Annotated in this window: 9 protein-coding genes and 1 CRISPR repeat array; of the genes, 7 read left to right on the plus strand and 2 right to left on the minus strand. The window is 66.5% G+C overall.

Going from position 1 to position 16025, the window contains the following annotated elements; all coding sequences use genetic code 11:
• Window positions 1–856: 856 nt before the first annotated feature.
• Complete coding sequence (locus tag GHC57_RS16740) at window positions 857–1492, plus strand: hypothetical protein (RefSeq protein ID WP_153346351.1); 636 nt, start codon at window positions 857–859, stop codon at window positions 1490–1492.
• A gap of 24 nt (window positions 1493–1516) precedes the next feature.
• Here GHC57_RS16740 and GHC57_RS16745 read toward each other — a convergent pair whose 3' ends face one another.
• On the minus strand, window positions 1517–2332 hold the full coding sequence (locus GHC57_RS16745; protein WP_153346353.1) for a hypothetical protein: 816 nt from the start codon (window positions 2330–2332) through the stop codon (window positions 1517–1519).
• Window positions 2333–2571: 239 nt separating this feature from the next.
• Window positions 2572–3223: direct repeats of the CRISPR family, unit length 37 nt; unit sequence GTTTCAGTCCGCTCGAGAACGCGGAAGAGGCCTCAGC.
• A gap of 211 nt (window positions 3224–3434) precedes the next feature.
• Here GHC57_RS16745 and cas1 point away from each other — a divergent pair.
• Both cas1 and cas2 read left to right on the plus strand, forming a co-directional pair.
• Window positions 3435–5414, plus strand: a complete 1980-nt coding sequence (cas1, locus tag GHC57_RS16750) for a CRISPR-associated endonuclease Cas1 (RefSeq protein ID WP_153346355.1) — start codon at window positions 3435–3437, stop codon at window positions 5412–5414.
• Between the two features lie 20 nt (window positions 5415–5434).
• Entirely contained in the window at window positions 5435–5722 is a 288-nt protein-coding gene (gene cas2 / locus GHC57_RS16755; protein ID WP_153346357.1) for a CRISPR-associated endonuclease Cas2, read from the plus strand.
• A 685-nt stretch (window positions 5723–6407) separates the two neighbouring features.
• Here cas2 and cas6 read toward each other — a convergent pair.
• A complete protein-coding gene (gene cas6, locus GHC57_RS16760) occupies window positions 6408–7331 on the minus strand; it encodes a CRISPR system precrRNA processing endoribonuclease RAMP protein Cas6 (protein ID WP_153346359.1) in 924 nt (307 codons plus the stop codon).
• A gap of 210 nt (window positions 7332–7541) precedes the next feature.
• Between cas6 and GHC57_RS16765 the strand changes: the two genes are divergently transcribed.
• Genes GHC57_RS16765 through GHC57_RS16780 form a run of 4 tightly spaced genes read left to right on the plus strand, consistent with a single transcriptional unit; the run spans window position 7542 to window position 15589 of the window.
• Window positions 7542–9341: a hypothetical protein gene (locus GHC57_RS16765; RefSeq protein WP_343031201.1), complete on the plus strand. Its 1800-nt coding sequence runs from the start codon at window positions 7542–7544 to the stop codon at window positions 9339–9341.
• Window positions 9338–11302, plus strand: a complete 1965-nt coding sequence (locus tag GHC57_RS16770) for an RAMP superfamily CRISPR-associated protein (protein ID WP_153346361.1) — start codon at window positions 9338–9340, stop codon at window positions 11300–11302. The genes GHC57_RS16765 and GHC57_RS16770 overlap by 4 nt, the downstream gene beginning before the upstream one ends.
• The gene (locus tag GHC57_RS16775; RefSeq protein WP_153346363.1) at window positions 11299–12927 is read left to right on the plus strand and encodes an RAMP superfamily CRISPR-associated protein; all 1629 of its coding nucleotides are present in this window, start codon (window positions 11299–11301) and stop codon (window positions 12925–12927) included. Before GHC57_RS16770 ends, GHC57_RS16775 begins: the two co-directional genes overlap by 4 nt.
• A 1-nt stretch (window position 12928) precedes the next feature.
• The gene (locus GHC57_RS16780; RefSeq protein ID WP_153346365.1) at window positions 12929–15589 is read left to right on the plus strand and encodes a TIGR03986 family type III CRISPR-associated RAMP protein; all 2661 of its coding nucleotides are present in this window, start codon (window positions 12929–12931) and stop codon (window positions 15587–15589) included.
• Window positions 15590–16025: the final 436 nt, after the last annotated feature.

Raw genomic sequence — 16025 nt, forward strand, 5'->3', positions numbered from 1 at the left:
GTTCACGTTATGTTCTACGCCGTTTCAGGCCACCTGTCACCACATGATGTGGTCCCGGACTCAAAGGGATAAGCCTTAAATAAAAAAAATTTGTCTCAGAAAAAAATTTGAGGCGACAAAAAAATGGCGTCGGCGGTCGCATGAATCGCGGGGTACAATATTCACAGGGGGCAGCAGTCAGGGTGACCCACTGCCATCTTAAGGGAAGCAGCGTCGTTGCTGTTCCTTGTCCATAATCTGTGCCCAGCATGAAAGGGAATGTGAATATGTTGAACAAGAATACGAGTCGGTGTGCTATCCAGTTCATTACGCCGCGTCAGGTGGGTGATGAGTTGGGGCGCAGCAGGTCTACGGTGGAGCGCATCAGCCGGGACCCTGATCTCCACTTCCCGGCTTGGACCTATATTCGGAAACGCCGGTACCTGGAGCGGGAGGCGTTCGAGCGGTGGAAGACGTGGGTCCGGGAGCGGCGTCTTCCGTCCAATGAAAGGGATGCTTGAACGCCGCCCGCGACGTCCGAGCCCCGATAGGGATGGGGGCGGGGCCGGCCCGTATGAGCGGGCCGGACCTCCTCCGACGACGGTGGGAGAGGAGTCAGGGGGGCACGCTTGCGGGGGAAGGTCTTCGTCTCTACAAACAGGGGTGGTTCGTTTGGTGCCGCTCCCAGCCCGACAGGGCGGGAAGCGGACCGGATCACGTCTGATCAGGAGGGAGACCCGACGTGCGTGATCGTGTTCCCGCGAGGTTAAAGGTGGCGGCCGTGTCCCGGCGCGGGACGCGTCTGTCCCTGCTGCCGGTTCAGTCGCTGATGGGGCCACGCGGCGCCGTTCGGCCTCGCGTGGCCCGATCGCCTGCCATGCTGCTCACGGCGGGGCTGCTGCTTAGCGCTGTGGCGCCGGCACCGGCCCTGGCCGATCGGGCCGGCCAGGTGCGGACCGACGCCAACCGGCTCGTTTCCATGCTGTTGGATGTCTGCCGCAAGGATCCGGCCCGGACGCTGAGTACAGCCGACGTCTTCGGCCCCCTGTCCGACCCCATGGTATTCCGCGAGGCCTGCGGGCGCGGGCTGGACGGCCATGCCCTCATCCGCCCCCCGGACTACACCGTTTTCTTCCAGCGTGAGCGTGGGGACGGCGGCCTGTTCGAGGTCTTCGGGGCCGCCACGGAGGTGTCTTTCGCCGGGCGGCGCTACCGGGTGCTGGTCGGGCAGACGACCCGGGCGGCGATCCGGGACGGCGCGGTCACTGAGATCGAAACCGTCCCGAGCGCCTATGCCATGGAGTGGCAGGGGACCGGCTGGCAGCAGGTGTGGACGTTCCTGGACCCGGTCACCGGCAAGGACGTGCTGCCGCGCGAACCCTTCCAGGACCCGGCCGCGCCGCCGGGCGCACACCGGTTCCTGTGGGACCTGTGGCGCGACCATGTGACCGGCTCTTTCCACGATCTGGTCTTCAATATGCGCGACAGCCGGGGTGTGCCGCTGGTGCAGTAGCCGCCGACGGCCCCGGCGCGGCCCTCAGGCGCCGACGGTCGCGGGCACCTCGTCCCAATGAGCCCGCAACGCGGCGACCAAGTCTTCCCAGCGGTCGTGATCGGTGCCGATCAGGTCCGTGTCCAGCACGCGGGCCCGGGCCGCCAAAGTGGGGCAGCGCCAAGCGTGGGCGCGCTCGTCAAACAGGTCGGTGCTGACCAGCAGCACGGCCCGGCCCTCGCCCGCGGCGAAGTGCTGGTCCCAGTAGTCCGCCTCCAGCAGGAAGTGGCGGAACTGCTCCCGCTGGTGCTCCCGGTCGGGGCGATAGACCGGGTCGGCCGTCTTGCAGGACATCACCGAGAGCACGTCGCCCTTGCGGGCCAGCACGTCGATCTCGTTGAAACCGACGTGGTTTCCCACGGTCCATTCGATGCGCTGGGCGAACACCGCCTCGTCGGCGCCGGCCGCCCGCACTGCCAGCAACCCCAGTTCTTCCAGCCAGCCGCCGGACAGGTAGGTCTGCCGGTCGGGGTCCGCGACCATGCGCCAGAAGCCGGGGTCCTGTTCCTCGATGTAGCCGGTGTTGCGCAGGTGCTCGACCAAGCGCCTTTGCGCGTCGCCGCGCGGGCGAAACGGCCGGGAGCCGCGCAGGCGGGGGTCCGTGGGGCGCTGGTCGTCCAGGTGCCGACGCAGGGGGAAGAACAGACCCCAGGATTTCCAGAGCCGCAGGGACAGGGCCCGCCGGGTTTCGGCCCGGTCGACATTGCCGGGGGTGCCGAACCGGCGCGCGCCCCGTCGGGCCAGAAGCGTGTCGATGGTGGGGGTGACGGCCGCGTCGGGGCCGGACAGCGTGTCGGGCATGGAAGTCTCGCATGAAGGGCGTGTGGCCTGTGCGAGCCATCATGGCGGCAGATGCCCTGCCCGGGCAAGTCCCGACAGCGCGGCCGTGTTCAGTCCGCTCGAGACCGCGGAAGAGGAAGGTTTTGTGGGGCCCTGGCCTGCGAGGCCAGGGCCAAGGGACGCCGCTGCGCGGCGCCGACCCGGTCGGGTCGGCCAGGACCGGCTGGGCCGGTCCTGGAGCCCCCGTGTTCCAGCGAGCGCCGATCGTCCGCTCGAGAACGCGGAAGAGGCCTCAGCTCCGACATCTCCGGCACGGCGATCGGCTCGGTTTCAGTCCGCTCGAGAACGCGGAAGAGGCCTCAGCCGAAAACTTAGGGAGCCCGCTAAACACGCGGGGTTTCAGTCCGCTCGAGAACGCGGAAGAGGCCTCAGCGACGGCGAGGGCAGCCGGGATTGGGACGCCGTTTCAGTCCGCTCGAGAACGCGGAAGAGGCCTCAGCTCTTTCACATAAAGGGGATGCCGGGCGGCCAATGTTTCAGTCCGCTCGAGAACGCGGAAGAGGCCTCAGCTCGACCAGTCGAACACGTGTGGGGGCGATGCGTTTCAGTCCGCTCGAGAACGCGGAAGAGGCCTCAGCCTCGGCCTAGAGGAGGATTCCTCCCTCCCGCGTTTCAGTCCGCTCGAGAACGCGGAAGAGGCCTCAGCCGCGCCAAAAACCCGAACTTGGACACCTACGGTTTCAGTCCGCTCGAGAACGCGGAAGAGGCCTCAGCAGATTCAGGCGGCGCTGGGCCTTCTCCCCTTCGTTTCAGTCCGCTCGAGAACGCGGAAGAGGCCTCAGCTAAACCACTAGACACATCGCCGAAGGAGGCTGGTTTCAGTCCGCTCGAGAACGCGGAAGAGGCCTCAGCTTACCTGCTGCAACCCTTTCGTCAAGCCAAAATTTTTTCCAGCCGGTCCAGATGGTTCGACATCCTTTACGAGCACATGCCGCCCTGATTGCGATTTCCGTTCGCTCGCGGCAAAAAAGCGTGTAGTCTCAAGCCCCGAAAAATTCCACATGGTCCGCCCCATCTCCCTAGGGATGTGCGAAAAGCGCGGTTTCCGCCAGGACGTGTGCCCATGGATGTGCCCATGGATGTGTTCGAGACCCTGACGTCTGTTCCGGTTCTGGCCGAGGCCTGGGAAAAGGTCAAGGCGAACGGCGGCGGTCCGGGTGGCGACGGCATGACCGTGCCCATCTTTCAGGGCGGGGTGCGCGGGCGGCTGGCCACCCTGTCGGATGACCTGCGGCGCGGTGTGTACGCCCCCGGTCCGGTGCGGCATGTGGACATTCCCAAACCGGCCGGCGGGCTGCGCCGTCTGACCATTCCCTGTGTCCGGGACCGGGTCGCCCAGACCTCGGTCGGGCTGTGGCTGACCCGCCATCTGGATCGGGAGTTCGAGGACGCCAGTTTCGCCTATCGCCCCGGCCGGTCGGTCCAGCGGGCGGTGGCTCGCGTCGCCAGCCTGCGCCGCCACGGGTACCGCTGGACGGTCGAGGGCGATATTGAGCGCTTCTTCGATGAGGTGCCGCACGACCCGCTGATGACCAAGCTGGACCGCCATGTGCCGGACCAACGCCTGGTGGACCTGATCGGGCTGTGGCTGGAGGTGCTGGCCCCCGGCGGCAAGGGCCTGCCGCAGGGCTCTCCGGTCTCGCCGGTGCTCAGCAACCTGTATCTGGACGAGCTGGACGAGCGGCTGGACGGGCACGGCGTTCGTCTGGTGCGATTCGCCGACGACTTCGTGGTCCTCTGCCGGTCGGAAGAGACCGCCGAAAAGACCCTGGCGCGCGTGGCGGGCCTGCTGGGGCCCATGGGCCTGCGGCTGAACATGGCGAAAACGCGGGTGGTGTCGTTCGAAAAGGGGTTCCGCTTCCTGGGCCGGCTGTTCGTGCGCTCGCTGGTGATCGAGGAGATGTGGGACGACGCCGAGGGCCTGCCCCCGGACAGTCCGGCCATCACCGGCCGCACGGACCCGGCGGCGACAGAGGACGACGCGGCCGCGGTCGACCCCACCACCGGACCGGACAGTCCGCCCCGCACGCCGCCCGCCCCGGTGGCGCGGCCGCTGTACGTGGTGGAACCGGGCGCGCAACTGCGCGCCACCAGCAGCGGTCTGGCGGTGGCGGTGGAGGGGCGGACGGCCCTGGCGGCCGCGCTGCATGACATCGACCGCGTGGAGCTGCATCCCGGCACGCAGGTGACGGAGGATGCGCTACGCCTGTGCGCCGCGCGTGGCGTGCCGGTGTCTCTGGTCGGGGGCGACGGCGCGGTTGACGCCACGGTCGAGGGGCCGCTGTCCGCCCGCGCGGGTCTGCATCTGGCCCAGGCGGCGCTGGTGCTGGATCCGGTCCGGCGCCTGGAGGCGGCCCGCATCCTGGCGCGGGGGCGGGTGTTCAACCAGCGTTCCCTGCTGCGGCGCCTCGATCGCGGCCGACATGTCCCCCTGGTGGCCGACACGTGCCGCGCGCTCGGGCGGTCCCTGCGCAAGCTGCCCGGGGCGCAGGACGAGGCCGCGCTGATGGGCATCGAGGGCGAGGCGGCGGCCCGCTACTACCCCGCCCGGGGCGCACTGCTGCGGGGGCCCTGGGACTTCCGGTTCCGGCGCAGGCGGCCACCGCCGGATCCGTTCAACGCCGTGCTGTCGTATCTGGCGGCGCTGCTGTACCGCGACGTCGCGGTGCTGATCGCCCGGCGCGGCCTGCACCCTGGGTTCGGGGTGCTGCACGGCACGCGCGACGGCACGCTGGGGCTGGCGTCCGATCTGGTCGAGGAGTTCCGCGCGCCGTTGGTCGAGGGGCTGGCGGTCTATCTCGTCAACAACCGCGTGCTGGCGGCGGAGGGTTTTTCCACCGGCGAGGACGGCGCCTGCGCGATGTCGCAGCAGACCCGCCGCACGCTCATCGTCCGCTACGAGACGTGGCTGGACCGGCCGGTCGTCAGCCCGGCGAGCGGGCACCAGGTGGCGTGGCGCGGCCTGATCCGCGATCAGGTCAACCTGTTCGCCCGCCATGTGGAGGGCGCCGGCGACTACGTGCCCTATGCCCTGAAGAACTGACCGGATGAAAGGCGCGGCCCATGACCTCCACGACCATGCTGACCGTGTTCTGCTATGACGTGGTGGACGACAAGGCCCGCCGCCGTGTCGCCCGCACCCTGGAAGACGTGGCCGTGCGCGTCCAGGACAGCGTGTTCGAAGCCTGGATGACCGCGCCCCAGGCCGCGCGTGTTTTCCGGGCCGCGCGGGAGCACCTGCACGATGGTGACAGCCTGCGGGTCTACGCCGTTTCCGGCGACGGCCTGAAACGCAGCCACAGCGTGGGGCCCGCCCCCTTGCTGCCGCGTGAGGGATATCTGATCGTCTAGCAAAACCGCGCGAAGGGCGCGGAGAGTAAACGCAAAGAGAGAGCGGGGCGGACCATGTGGAATCCTGAGGGCATTGAAAATTCGGGCGAATCCCCACCAACGGTCATGATTCTGCCGCAGATGGCGACAATGCACGCAAAAAATGCTGGACCATCTGGAACGGCGGGTGGAATTTTCTGCTTGACGAGACGGTTGCAGCGGCTAAGCTGCGGCCTCTTCCGCGTTCTCGAGCGGACTGAAACGACGACCTCCGCCCCGGCGAGGCCGTTGCGCTGCGGCCTCTTCCGCGTTCTCGAGCGGACTGAAACTTTCGTCGAGTGTTGTCGTGAGTGTCATTTGGTGCTGAGGCCTCTTCCGCGTTCTCGAGCGGACTGAAACACTAGCGAAACCTGACAGGGCACATGCCATCTTGGCTGAGGCTACTTCCCCAGCCCCAATAGACGATCTTCTTTACAAGCGGACTCCAGGGCCGGCGCAGCCGGTCCTGGCCGACCCGACCGGGTCGACGCCGCGCAGCGGCGTCCCTTGGTCCTGGCCCGACAGGCCAGGGCCCTCAAAAACCACCTCTTCCGCGGTCTCGAGCGGACTGAAACACCCCGACACGCGGCGGCCCTCTGGCCACGCGCCGACCAGCGCCTTCGCTGCACCGCAAAGGCGTTGGTCGGTGTCTGTCTGTCGGAGAGATTCAGCGGGGCAGCGGCCGCAGCGAATATCGGCCCTGGCCCAGGCCAGCGCGGCTGCCCACGTGAGTCCACTGGCCCAGCACCAGATATGGCACGAGCATCGGCGGCGGCGCGCCGAGGAGGAGCGGGCCGACACGGCCTTCCACCGGGACTCGACGACCCTGCGGGTGGCTCCGGCGCATGCCGGCGAACGGTCTCAGTCCGCTCTCGTCCCGGGGCAGGGTCTCGGCCAGGGCCTGCAGGGCGGCGGCCTTGACCCGCAGGCGCACCCCCATCCAGGGGGCGAGCGCTTCCAGCCGATCCGCCAGGCGCAACGGCAGGTCCGCCAGTGTGGCATGCGGGCGGTCCCCGTCCCGGAACAGGACCGGCGTCCGGAAATCCAGGACGGCCGGGGCGTCGTCCGGCCAGGCGGTCGGATCCGGGATCCCTTCAAGGACTGTGATGGCGCGCGATCGCACCGGCAGCCGCAGCCGATGGGCGGCCGGGGTGGGCGCGTGTCCGTTGAGCGCCTGGGTGGCCGCTTCCGCCACTTCGCCGATCCAGTCCACCGCCCAGCCGAACAGCGAGTTGGTCACGGTCACTGTCGTGTCGTCCGGCGCCTCAGCCGCGATCACCCAGGGGGTGGCCAGGGGCTGGCGGAGGTCCGGGACGGTGCGAGTCCGGTACAGCAGGTCGTGAGCGCAGGGCGGCGTCCAGGGGCATGGCCGCCCGTTTCTGGCGGCCGGCGAGGCTGAGCCACGCAGCTGATGGCCGACGGCGCCGCGAATGCGATGGGGCAGTCGCCACGGCTCGTCAAGGCCTGTTGGCCGCTCGCAGTCGAACCGGATGTCCGCCTGATGCCAGACCTCAAGCAGACTGGAAGCATCCACGGTCCGGTCCGGGTCGGCCAATGACTGGTCCAGCAGCGTCGGGGGGGTGTCAAGCATGGCGCGGCGCTCTCACAAATCGGCGGAATCGGTGTGGTTCGCTTGGAGCAAGGCTGCGCGCAGTGTCAATCAAAACGTTTGCGTGAATTTGCTTGGCGACGCCGTTGGGACCTGCTTAGGCTGTGCCGGTATCGCGCAGGACGCATCCATGCCGCGCCCTGCAGACAGCGCCGCGATCGAGGGGCGCGACGACAGTTCGGGGGCAGAGGGGTGAGCGAGACGCATTACATTCAGGTCGAAGGGGTCAACATGAATCCGTTCGTCCTGGATACCGAGGACCTGAGCACCATTCGTGGTGGCGGCCTTCTTCTGCTGGATGCGATCTACGACATTCAGAAGAAATTCTTTGAGGAGGACAAGGACGGGAACGGCGAAGTCATCTCTACCGGGGCTTCGGTCGGGCTGTTCCTGTACCGGGGGGATCGGGGCACGGTCGAGGACCTCGTGCAGGAAATCCGCGCCCACGTGGCGATGAAATATCCCCACGCCACGATCCTGGTGGAATGTCTGACCGCCAAGCCGGGCACGTTCCTTCTGGACAGGGAATGCCTGAGTGCCCGCATCCGCTTCGCCCAGTTGATGGCGCCGTCGCTGGCGGTGCCGACGGTGCCGGAGGGCGAGCGCCTGCGCTATGGACGCGAAGCCGTCGCGGTCTGCGGCCTCGATCAGGTGCGTCCGGCGGCGGGCCCGCCTCGCCTGATGAAGGGAAGCGACTACGCGCTCAGTCCGAGCACCCGCTGGCGCCGCTCGCATGGGGTCGCGAAAAAGAAGCGGTTTTATGCGGAGGTCCTGAAGCGGGACATTCCGGGCGGCGAGGGGCCGTTGCCGAAGCTCGATCAGGCGGAATTCGCCCTGCACTTCAAGCAGATCGCCGCCAGCCGCGACAACTGGGGTCCGCTCGCCAACAAGATGGCGGTTCTTTATCTGGACGGGAACAGCTTCTCCAAGATCCAGAACGGCATCGTGCGGGCGGCCACCGACGGGCCCTCTGGTGCGGAGGCTGACGCGAGGGCCACGACAGGGCTGTCCGGTGAAGAGGCTGACGCGAAGGCCATTAAGGCTTTGCGCGGGTTTGATCGCACCGTGAAGAGGTATCGGGCGCGGTTCCTCCGGTCCGTTCTGGCTGATGTGCTGGATGCTGGGTCGGACGATCCCGTCTGGTGGTTCAGAACCGATCGTGACGCGCCCGAAGACGCGACCCGCGAAGACCAGGACGAGATGGATGCTCGGGCCGCCAACATTCAGAGCCGCATCCGCCTGGAAACGCTGCTGTGGGGCGGGGACGAAATCATCCTGGTCATGCCGGCCTGGAAGGGCTGGGAGGTGGCCCAGAAGTTCCTGGATCACAGCGCCACCTGGGAGGTCAAGAAGGGCCCAAAGGAGGAGGCGGTCAAGCTCCACCACGCCCTGGGCCTCATGTTCTGCAACCATAAGGCTCCGATCCACCGGGTCGTCGGCCTCGCGCGGGCGATCGCCGATCACGCCAAGAAGGCCGTGGGGCGGGAGTGCTCCAGTCTGGCCTGCCAGACGCTGGAATCCTTCGACCACATCGGCGGTGATCCCGGGGCGCGGCTGGAGGAGTTGTGCAGGCCCCTGGGCGCCGACCCTCGCCGTATGATCCTGACGCGAGAGGGTGCGGCGGCCCTGACGAAGCACATGGAGGCCCTGCGGTCGGAACGCGGCCTGCCGCAGCGGCAACTGAAGCGACTGGTGCGGGCTCTGTTCGTGGCCGGGTCTCTGGAGGCTGCGAAGGCCGCGAGAGCAGACATGGAACTCGACGGGACGTTTGAAAAGGAGACGCTGACACCGCTTCTGGACGCACTGGAAACCGGGTATCCCCCTGCGCCCGAAAAGAAGGACCAGAACGAAGACGTCGGCGAAGAGGCAGATAAGATGTCCGAGCAGAAGGAGCGGGATAGGGCTGAAGCCAACAGGGTGATTGCTTGGTACCACATCGAACAGCTCTGGGATTACGTTGCCCCCCGGCGCAACGGGGAGGGCCGGTCATGACCACCCCGCAGACCAAGATCCGCTCTCATACTCTTCCGATCGTGCTGACCGTCGAGGCGCCGGTGCTCGTCCATGCCACCGGAATGGGGCGTGCGGGCCTGGACAGCCCCACCTTGCGGAATGCTCGCAACGAGATCGTTCTTCCGGGTACGCTGGTCCATGGACGGGTTCGGGCGGCCCTGGCCGAACTGGACGACCTGTCACCGGTCTCGTCGGAAGAACTGGACGTCTGGTTCGGTGCTCGGGATCGCAAACGCCACGAACGCGCCAAGGCCGTGGTGTTCGATGATCTCATTTGCGTCACGGCTGAGAGCACGAATCCCAAGGACGTCGGTGCCGATGAGATCGTGCGCATCCGCATGGACGAAAAAAGCGGGGCCGTCAGGCGCGGCATGCTGCAAGTCGTAGAGGCGCCGTTCCCCATCGGGAGCAAGGTGACGTTCGAGGGGACAGTGCGTACTGCGGTGGCGGACGAGGACGTGGACCGCGTTCGCACCGCCATTCGGGCGGCGTTGCGTTGGAACACCCAGGTCGGTGCGCTCCGAACGCTCGGGTTCGGCCGGGTGGTTTCGGCAGAGGTCGGAGAGGGGGCCCGGCCTTCGCGCGAGGGCGTGCCGTCGATTGACACGTCGGCCCTGGCCCTTCGCTCCCGGACCGCTGAGGACCCGGACCCTGCGGCGGTCACCGTCGTGCTGCGGTTCCGCCAGCCTTTGTGCGTCCCGGCCCGTCGGCTTTCCAACAACTTGTTTGAATCCGACGCGGTGCTGTCCGGGGCCACGCTGAAAGGCGCCATCGCGGCACAGTGGACGGCGGCGCTGGGCAAGGACAGCGCGTGCATTCAGGCAGGTTTCGATTCCGACAGGCCGGATCTGTCAGCCGCTTTCGAGCGCCTGCGGGTCGGCACGTTCGTGCCCGTGGCTCGACAACGGCCCGAAAACTGGCCGGATTCCCGCATGCAACGCCCCGTCGCGCTGCCCCTGACCCTGGCTGCGGCCGGGGAAGGTGTGTTCCAGGACCTGCGCGCCTGTCCGCCCGGGACTGTCTTCGACATCACCAAAGGCGGTGAAACGTTCTTCGCGGCACCCCGGTTTGCACCGGATTGGAAGGAAGACGACGAGACGGCCGCCGACCTGGCGCGCGGCTGGCTGGCGCCGGACCGGGACCTGCGCGTCCGAACCAGTATCGACCACGAGCAACGCCGGGTGAACAATGCGGAGTTGTTCGCCTATGAGCACGTTCTGGCCGACGAGCACCTCTGGATTGGCGAGATCGGTGTCAATGACGCCGATGCGGACGAAACCCGCAAGGTGCTGGGCGATCTGAAGAGTCTGCTGGGCGAGGCCGGCCTGTGGTGGGTGGGCAAGACCAAGGCATCCGCCGATATGCTTTGGTTGAACGATCGGGCACTGGACGACCATCTGCCGGATCGCAGAGTGACCGACGCCGACACGGCCTGGACCGTGGTCCTGCAGACCCCGGCCCTGATGTTGGGGCCGGGACTGTCGGAGACGTCTGACGGAACGGCCCTTCACGCTGCCTGCGCCGCATACTGGGCGGATGTGTCCGGCGGCGCCCTCAGCCTGACCCGACAGTGGTCCCGACAGCGCCTGTGGGGTGGTCCCTATGCGGCCCACAGCTATCAGGCGAATGTTCCCTACCGGCCGTTCCTGATCACTGAAGAGGGGGCCGTTTTCTGCCTGGAGGCCGCTGCCGGCAGGGAGAGCGATGCCCGCAAGTGCCTGCGTCTTTGGCGACGCCAGGGCCTTCCGTTGACGCGCGCACTGGCGGGTCACTACGGCCTGGGAGAGGACCATACCGGCTGGTGGCGCGGAACACCCTTCGTGCCCGAGAACGGATACGGCGCCATCCATGTGGACCCCGCCTTGCCAAAGGACATGCCGGTGGCCAGCCCGGAGGACGGTGTCGTGGCGGTGTCGGTGGACCAGGGGGACAAGGCATGAGCGAGACCACACAGAACGCAGCGCGCGTGCGACGCTGGCGGATCGAGGGAACCCTGACGACCAGGACGCCCCTGCATATCGGGACCGGTCGGTTCGAGGCCCGTTCCGAACTCAAGCACGGACGCGAGGATGATCCGCAGAGCGTGACCGAGGCCAAGGCCAAGGCGGTTCTGCTGGATGCCGACGAGCGCCTCTGTGTGACGGCCACCGGCCTCAAGGGCGCGATGCTGGCATGGGCCGAAACCCATCTGGAGCGCAGCGCCGTCAACGACGTTCTGTTCGGGTGCGGCCCCGGAAAGGGCGGCGACGGGGTGGGCGGCCGGCTTGAGTTCCAGACCGCCCGCCTTGAAACCCCTGAGCCAGAGAGTGCGGGCGGATCGGAAACGCCGTTCCGCAACCGCGTCCGCCATACGGATCTGGATACGGGCGTGCGCATCAACCGCGCGTCCGGTACCGCCCTGGACCGACACCTGTTCTACAAGGAAGCGGTGGCTCCCGGTGCGGTGTTAAGGGTCGTGCTGGACCTGGATGTGCCGGAGAAAAGCGCTGATGGCGGATGGGCCCTGGTCGCGCGCACTCTCGCGCTTCTGAACGCGTTCAACGTCAACGATGAGGACACGGTTCCGCCGCTGACCCTGGGGGCCATGACGGGGCGCGGTTTCGGCCGTTTCAAATGGACCCTGGACGCTCTTTCCTGGGCCACCGACGACACGGTGCGGGCCTGGATCGCCGACGGAGCGCCCGACACCTGGGCGCAGGCGCTCAAGCAGGTTCCGTCGCAGACCCGCACGGACCTGGAAACGCAGGCGGACGAGCTTCTTGACAGGCCTCGCGTGCCGTCCGCGTTGATCTGCGATGTCACGCTGGCCTTCGACTATCGCTTTCTGATCTCCGAGCCAGGGCGTGTGGTCAAAGAGGTGACATCCGGTATCATGCCCAAGGTTGACGCCAAGGGGCATGCGGTTCTGCCCACCGCCTCGCTCAAGGGGGCGCTGCGCAGCCGGGCCGAACGGATCTTCGCGACCCTGACGGGGGACGAGACGCCGTTCGACCATGCGCCAGGGCGTGGCCGTGCCGGTGTGGACGATCCGGCGGCCGTCATGATGACTTCAGCCCTGCCGACCGAACGCCTGTTCGGGGCCGCGTCCTGGCGGGCGGCCCTGGATGTGGACCCGTTCGAGCCGGTCAAAGGGCACACGACGCCCTCAACGCAGGAACTGGTTGCCGTGGACCGCTTCACGGGGGGCGCCAGCGGGTCTGCCAAATACGCCATCGACGCCTTCGATCGGCCCACGTTTCGGGGGCGCCTGCGCCTGGACCTGACGCGGTGTCGGCCGGAAGACGTCGGTCTCTTGGTGCTGCTGCTGCGGGACCTGGCCGAAGGTGACGTAACCTTTGGATATGGGTCCACCAAGGGCTACGGAGGTGTCGCGGCCACGGTGACGGTCCGGATGCAGGGTGACCCGCCGGAGACGTGGACCCTGCCCTGGCCCTCGACGCTTGATGGCGCCGGCGGGAAGAGCCCGCTCGTATGGGCGGACCTCCCTGACAGTATCCTGGACGCGCCTTTGCGCGCAGCCGTGGCGGCCCTTCGTGACCGCCATTGCAACGAGGAGGCCGCCTGAGATGCCCAGCGAGTTCCTGAACACCTATCACTTCGTGCCCGTGCTGGATGGTGGTCCGACCATGGGTCCGACCCATGATCTGCGGCCCGTGCGGGATGCCTTGAGGCAGGATCGCGCGGGTGCGGCGGAGTGGGGGGCGTGGAGCCACGCCCGTTGGCATGACGGTCATCTGTCAGGACGCATCACCTGTACCCTGACCACCGAGGACCCGCTGGTCATCGGCGCCGAGCAGGTGGCCGGAAAGGGCAAGACCGATTGCACTGTCGTCCAGCCCTATCTTCTTGACGGGAAGGCGGCGATCCCACCCACCACCCTGAAGGGAATGCTGTCTTCTCTCGTCGAGGCCGCGACCAACTCAGCGATGCGGGTCCTCGACGATCGGGCGCTGTCGGTGCGGCAGGACACGCGCGAGGCCCTGTCAGCCATGGGAATGGTGCGGCGCCGTCCGGGCACTTCAGGAAAAGGTGATGGCGACTGGGACCTGATTCCTCTGACACTGCCGACCTTGAAGGAAACGAGGGGTGCAAGTGGTGCCTCGCACTCCTTCCCGATCCCCGCCGCGTTCCGCGCCCTGATGCGGGCGTACCGCTGGAAGCCTGCACACAAGGTCCACGTGGGACATTTGGAATGGAAGACCCGCCCTGGGATGCGAAATCCTCCGCCGCCGAAGCCGGATGACGATTTCCAGTTCATGATGGATCAGGGAACGTATTCGGCCGACGCTCCGAAGACCTTCCTGATGGATGTGGTGCCTTTGACCCTGGATCCGAATGGGCAGTCTGTCGTCTCTGATGCGAAGGGGGCCCACGTCAAGCTGCCCAAAAAAACGGGGGCTCCGGCGTTTCTGATCGGGCAGAAAGTCAGGGATGGGCAACCCCGCCGACCGGTTCCGGAGGACAAGGCCACGGATGAGCAGCGCCGAACGATGACACGCGGCGTTGTCAGGGTCATGCACCATGCTGAGCGCGTTGCCGATATGCCGCATACGCGCTGGCATGAGGTGTTCGTTCCTCTGACTCAGGACCTTGAACGGGCGCCTCGGTTGCCGATTCCAGCGGACGTGGTCCGCCGTTTCCACGCCCTTGCCGATGAACGCACCCAGACCCAGTCCGGCGCCAAGGACCGTGGCCCCATGGATGCGCTGCCCTTCCATCCCTGCGGCACACGGCGAGCGGATGGCTCCACTGACGTTCGGAACGCCGTGCGGCTCAAGGACGGCGACTTGGTATTCTTCGGTCTCGCTGGCGGAGCGGAGGGTCAGCCGACCGTGACTGCCGTTTCCTTTTCTTCCATCTGGCGTGAGGGCAAGGGCAGCGTCCATGACTACGTCCCTGCGGCCGCACTGCCGCAAGCCCCGGACCGGAAGGCGCTCTCTCCGGCCGAATTGATGTTCGGGTTCGTCGAGGTCCGGCAGGGTGGTAAGACCAAGGAGGATCCGAATACCGTCGCCTTGAAGGGGCGAGTCCGTTGCACAGCGGCGCGCACGGACCGGGGTGGGGACGCCTTCATGACCGTGGAGCCGTCTGTCCGCCTCAAAATCCTGGCCTCTCCGAAGCCACCATCGCCGGCTCTGTACTTCCGGCCGAAAGGGGATCGCCATGGGTTCGTTCCGAAAGCCGACATCGACGAGAAGGAACCTGATAAAAAAACAAAGAAAAACGAGATCCGTGGGCGCAAGATGTACCTGCATCCGGCCGTGGATCCCCTGGGCAAGAAGGCCTTGGACCAGGCCGTCTCGAGGACCCCGGCGAACGATCCCTCCAACAATCAGCGGAACATGGTCCGACCCTTAAAACCGGGCGTGACCTTCACCTTCCATGTGGACTTCGACGATCTGCCGCCGGAGTGCCTGGACCTGTTGCTGTTCGCCTGCCGTCCGACAACTGCGTTCCGGCACAAGCTTGGCATGGGGAAGGCCCTGGGGTTGGGGCGTGTGCGGATTGACGTTACGCGGGTCGAAGTCATCGACCGACCGCGCCGCTATCGTACGGATGATCCCTTCGGCCCCTCGCGCACGCACGAGCATTGGGAGCCTGGGCAAGCGCATGATCGACTCGATCCCACGGGTGCGGCGCGCCGCGTTGCGGACCAGATGGACGATATTCTGCTCGGCCACTTGTTGGGCATCGGTGAACCCTGCCATATCGGCGGGCGTCCGGTCCATCCTCCCTACAAGGACGACCAGCAGAAGGCTTTCCTGAAGCACGAGGCGGGTGCTGAAGCGGAGACGTACAGGTGGTTTGTGGATGTCTATAAAACCGTAGAGCCCACGAAACACCAGTACCTGCGCGACATTCGTCTGAACCGTGCCGGTCCGGATGCGCCGGACCCTGTTGCCTCTCTTGATCTGCCCTCCCTGGTACCGGAAGGCACGACCCCGGCTGCCACCGGGCCGACACGGCCGTCACGGCCGCGCCGTGCGTCCGGCCCCCCGCAACCTCCCGGGCCCGAAATTACGGGAACCATGAAGCACTATGACCGCGTCAAGGGGCGCGGCTATATGGCGCCCGATACGGGCGGCAAGGACATCATGGTGGATCAATCCGTCCTGGACGAGATGGGGATGGGCAGCCTGACCAAGAATGAACGGGTCGCCGTAACCGCAGTGGACAGCGGTGGAAAGCGGGTTGCGACCTTTGTCCGGCGCCTACCACGGCGCTGAGTGTCCGTTCCTCTGCGTGGGGCCGGAAACGCTGGTCTGTTCTGAAGGGGCGCGAGAGGATCGCGCCCCTTCTGTTTTGCGCACGGCATCCTGGAGTCCTGACGACGCGAGAAGTCTTTGTGGCGGAGCGTCCGTGGGTTGATGGGGCGGACTATGTGGAATTTGAAATTCACGCGATATCAATCAGCTACGGCAAAGTTGGTTCGGTCGTGCCTATTTTTGCGTGTTGTTCTCGCAAAAGGTGTTGGACTATCTGGATCTTTGCGCAAATTTTTTGGCTTGACCAAGGCGATCCACACGCAAAGCTGAATCCTCTTCCGCGTTCTCGAGCGGACTGAAACCCAAAAAATTTTCCTGAAGGCTCAGTTTGCGTTAGATATGCATGCTGGTTGTTTGGGCGAGATAAGTCCGGCGATGCATGCCAGGATTGCACGGG

This window comes from Roseospira navarrensis, assembly GCF_009601025.1.
Classification (GTDB): Bacteria; Pseudomonadota; Alphaproteobacteria; order Rhodospirillales; family Rhodospirillaceae; genus Rhodospira; species Rhodospira navarrensis.

What these genes read in the sequence shown, in the direction of transcription:
- GHC57_RS16740 (WP_153346351.1), top strand. Translation starts at nt 857, where the DNA reads ATGCTGCTCACGGCGGGGCTGCTGCTTAGCGCTGTGGCGCCGGCACCG.
- GHC57_RS16745 (WP_153346353.1), bottom strand. Translation starts at nt 2,332, where the DNA reads ATGCCCGACACGCTGTCCGGCCCCGACGCGGCCGTCACCCCCACCATC.
- cas1 (WP_153346355.1), top strand. Translation starts at nt 3,435, where the DNA reads ATGGATGTGCCCATGGATGTGTTCGAGACCCTGACGTCTGTTCCGGTT.
- cas2 (WP_153346357.1), top strand. Translation starts at nt 5,435, where the DNA reads ATGACCTCCACGACCATGCTGACCGTGTTCTGCTATGACGTGGTGGAC.
- cas6 (WP_153346359.1), bottom strand. Translation starts at nt 7,331, where the DNA reads ATGCTTGACACCCCCCCGACGCTGCTGGACCAGTCATTGGCCGACCCG.
- GHC57_RS16770 (WP_153346361.1), top strand. Translation starts at nt 9,338, where the DNA reads ATGACCACCCCGCAGACCAAGATCCGCTCTCATACTCTTCCGATCGTG.
- GHC57_RS16775 (WP_153346363.1), top strand. Translation starts at nt 11,299, where the DNA reads ATGAGCGAGACCACACAGAACGCAGCGCGCGTGCGACGCTGGCGGATC.
- GHC57_RS16780 (WP_153346365.1), top strand. Translation starts at nt 12,929, where the DNA reads ATGCCCAGCGAGTTCCTGAACACCTATCACTTCGTGCCCGTGCTGGAT.